Origin of the sequence: Prevotella sp. AM42-24, assembly GCF_003461825.1 — a bacterium.
Taxonomy (GTDB): Bacteria; Bacteroidota; Bacteroidia; order Bacteroidales; family Bacteroidaceae; genus Prevotella; species Prevotella hominis.
The window spans coordinates 1,749-2,720 of the sequence record NZ_QTXV01000132.1 but is presented as its reverse complement, the minus strand read 5'-3'; the positions used below and the strand labels follow the sequence as shown (position 1 = coordinate 2,720).

Here is a 972-nt window from a genome sequence, read left to right as displayed (position 1 = left end):
AAGGCTGGCGGACAGATGGCGCATACCTATACATACGATGCTCTTTACCGTCTTGTCAGTGCAACTGGCACTTATACTGGTGCGGACAACAAGACCGCAAGCTACACTCTTGCGATGGGTTACGACAACATGCACCGCATCACATCGAAGCGTCAGATTCTTACGCAGAACAATGTGCAGTTCAACGGTACATTGAATGCAGGTTATGATTTGTCATATACCTATGGAACAGAGACAGGCAAGAAGTTCCAACTCGCCAATGTAAAGGATGTGAACTACCGCACAGAGGAAACTCCTTCGGAGAGTGAGAATGTGAACAATAGTCATGCCTACGAGTATGATGCCAACGGAAACCTCATTTATGTCAATACAAGTCGCACGAAGAAGGACGGCATTGCTGACGAAAAAGCAGCGGAGCGCAAGTTGAAGTGGGATGAGGAGAACCGTCTTCTTTCCTCTGATGACAATGGCTTCGTGACGAATTATTGGTATGACGCAGACGGTGAGCGCACGGTGAAAACATCGGGTGAGAGTGATCAAGTCTATGTGAACTCCGAGTTTGCTGGAGGTCGCACAAACACAGCCAAGTTCTCATTGTATGTATCTCCTTACCTCGTTGCCAACCAAGGCGGACGTTACACCAAGCACATCTATATTGGTAGTCAGCGTGTAGTCAGCAAGATTGGAGACTTTGACTCTTATGGTTCAGACCCACGCCGCATTCAGTATGCAGGTAGCGAGACTGACGGCTTGTCTGTTGATTATAAGGGAAAATATACCCAGCAGTTGCAGGTTATCAAGGATAATTATGCAACCTTTGCAGTGCCGTACAATGGCGAGGACAACAACGACTATGTCGATGGCAAGGGCTTCTGCTGCAATGACGGCAGCTTGGAGGCTGCGCAGTCACGTGTAATGGCAAGAGCAATGAAGAATAACTTCCAAGAAGGCGATACATACGAGAAGATGCAA

1 pseudogene is annotated in these 972 nt (G+C 47.7%); it reads left to right on the top strand.

Annotated elements, in window-relative coordinates:
* A pseudogene (locus tag DW917_RS16575) lies at positions 1-972 on the top strand (hypothetical protein); the annotation flags it as partial.